The sequence below is a fragment of the Holzapfeliella floricola DSM 23037 = JCM 16512 genome (assembly GCF_001436605.1).
GTDB classification, from domain to species: domain Bacteria; phylum Bacillota; class Bacilli; order Lactobacillales; family Lactobacillaceae; genus Holzapfeliella; species Holzapfeliella floricola.
Genome location: NZ_AYZL01000005.1, coordinates 1 through 2,184, shown reverse-complemented (window position 1 = coordinate 2,184; position 2,184 = coordinate 1). Strand labels below are relative to the sequence as shown.

The following is a 2,184-nucleotide window of genomic DNA, read 5'->3' as shown; positions in this document are numbered from 1 at the left end:
AAAGGTGTTAAATCATCAGCAGAAAGTTTTAAAAAGTCTTGTAACCCCCTTTTTTTTAGTCTGAGAGCTAGTTCATGAGCAACTTGGATATATTTTTTAGCTTTTTCTTGTTCTTCTGAAAAAACATAAAAAACATTAGTAACATCTCCGTATCGTTTTTTGTCACTTATTTTCGCTTTTTGAGTAGTCCCTGAGTCTATTAATTTTTTAAAATTTTTGTCGTCCATAGTTCCTCCTTTTTGGTATAGGATGGGTGCATCCTATACCAATTATTTTAAAATAAAAAAGGTCTTTAAACCCTTAATTATCAACAATATATGTGCCTACATCATCATGCCATCTAGCTAAAATTTCACCTTCAACAAATTGTTCAGGATTAGGTTCACCATCTACATTAACTAAATCATCTGATTCTTCAGCATCTTTGAGCTTCAGTTCTTGCTGAACTTTCTTAATTATCCCACTTGAAGAACTAAAGCGTTTCCCCCTAAGTGCTTCGCTTAAATCAGCAATAACTTGTTTATCTAATTCAAAATCTTGAGTAATATAGTCAGAAGATTTTGACTCATACTTCACAGTTTCTTGTACAGCACTAACCAAACCATCAGATTCTTTTTCTTTAAACTTTTTAGGTTTAACAAGTTGTATGTTTACAACTGGGACGTAATCTAATTTCATATGATGTTTCCAAAGTTGAGTCCAGCTTTCCTGATTCAAGTAATTATCTTTTTTAAAATAAGAGCTAGAAACACAGAGTAAAGCATGTAAATGCTGATTGTAAGACATATTCTCTTTATTGACAGTTATTTCCGTAACTCTATAAAATCCAAGCAGATTTTTTTGAACTGCTTTACGCCGACACATTTCACGAAAAGCTTTTGTCATTGCAGATAATTCTTTAGATAGTTCCTTTGCAGTAAATGTATTCTTTGTAGTTAAAGTTAAAAAAATCCATCTTGATTTTGGTTTTCTTTTAAAAACTTCTTTAACGACTCTAGTCATAAAATAGCTTTGTATCAAAGATTTCCTCCACGAGCACATCGGACAAAGACGATCCTTACAAAACCAAGTTTGGAAAAGTCTGTAATCTCCAGCATAAGTTTTACGAAAAACCAAAACTTGAGCACACTGAGATACAGAAATAAACTTTTTAAAGTACTCCATTTCTTTTAGCCGTTCCGCTAATTCAAGAGAGAGTAACTTTTTTGACTTCCATGGAACAGCTTTTCCAGACTTTCTAACATCCTTAAGCTCTTTTCCTTTACTATAACAGGGTTTTTCTTTATAATCTGACATATAGAACACCTTTCGTATGTTATGATTTTCTTAGACAAGACCATCATAGCTTCATAGGTGTTCTTTTTCAACAAAAAGCGTTCAACCTTTATAAATAAATAAAAATCAAAAGAAACATTGATATAACAACGTTTGTGGCATATAGAAACAACTGATTTTAAAAACCAATTGTTTCTATATGTATCAAGATAAGTAAAAAGAGGCTGGAAACAGCCTCTTTTTTGCGTGTTTTTCTATGAAAAAACACTTTAAAACCTTGAAGGGCTTTCAGCCCCTCAAACTCCCCTAGCCTCCTGCGACCAAAGTAAGTTTGTTTTTTAAACTTATAACTGGCTTAGTACAGGGTTGGAAATTTTATTCTAATTCACTTACTTCGTTTAGCTATCGGCTTAAAAAATCTGCCATAGAACCTTTTCACTACAAAGGCACGCTTACGCTTTTCGCCTTTTCCGCTACAAGAACCTATGGCTTAACGATTTTGCCGACAGCTAAACGAAGTAAGTTTTTTTATCTCAAATTTTGTATCACGTTTTCTATCCGCTTTACATCATCACCATTGACATAATCCTTTTTTATGACACGAGTAACGGTTATGCGACTAATACTTAGTTTTGTTGCAATTTTTCTAAGAGAATAACCTTGTGACTTTAACTCAAAGATTTTCTGTATCTGTGTATCACTAAGTTGCATTCTCTTAGGTTTTAGCTCAGCTGCTAATCTCTGACTAACAATCTTTTCTAAAACTAAGAAGCTGGAGACGACGTTATCTCCTTTTAAAATTTCTGTGTCGAGAGCAGAATCGTTTCTTATCATCGCTAGAGCTTTTATCTCTAAAGGTGTTAAATCATCAGCAGAAAGTTTTAAAAAGTCTTGTAACCCCCTTTTTTT

At 32.9% G+C, this 2,184-nt stretch carries 3 protein-coding genes; all 3 read right to left on the bottom strand.

Translation table 11 applies throughout. The annotated features are described in order from the left end of the window. A partial coding sequence (locus FC86_RS00190; protein WP_156403302.1) for a hypothetical protein occupies nucleotides 1–227 on the bottom strand: 227 nt, incomplete at its 3' end. A gap of 73 nt (nucleotides 228–300) precedes the next feature. Continuing rightward, nucleotides 301–1,296, bottom strand: a complete 996-nt coding sequence (locus tag FC86_RS00185; protein ID WP_056974016.1) for a protein rep — start codon at nucleotides 1,294–1,296, stop codon at nucleotides 301–303. A gap of 507 nt (nucleotides 1,297–1,803) precedes the next feature. Further along, on the bottom strand, nucleotides 1,804–2,184 hold a 381-nt coding region (locus FC86_RS00180; protein ID WP_156403301.1), incomplete at its 5' end, for a helix-turn-helix domain-containing protein.